Here is a 256-nt window from a genome sequence, read left to right as displayed (position 1 = left end):
CACAAACTTTTCTTTTCTATCTAAACCGCTAATTTTTTCATTAAATGTAATTGAATCAATAACATCTTCTTCTATATTTATTGGAGAAACTGCAAAGAACTCATTCGTTTCCTCACCGTTTCGATTTAAGTCGATAGAACGGATATTGATTTGATTCTTTTCTTCAACACTCGTATATCTACTTAACTTAAATGGTGTCCCTTTCACATGAATTACTTCACTTATGTACCATCCCAATGTTTTAATTACATAAGTA

Annotated in this window: 1 pseudogene; it reads right to left on the bottom strand. The window is 30.1% G+C overall.

The annotated features are described in order from the left end of the window. A pseudogene (locus KVT11_RS20210) lies at positions 1 to 256 on the bottom strand (sigma-70 family RNA polymerase sigma factor); the annotation flags it as partial.

The organism is Bacillus sp. GbtcB10 (assembly GCF_019091365.1).
Taxonomy (GTDB): Bacteria; Bacillota; Bacilli; order Bacillales; family Bacillaceae; genus Bacillus; species Bacillus altitudinis.
Note: the sequence above shows the minus strand (reverse complement) of the source record. Positions and strands in the feature narration are given on the sequence as shown.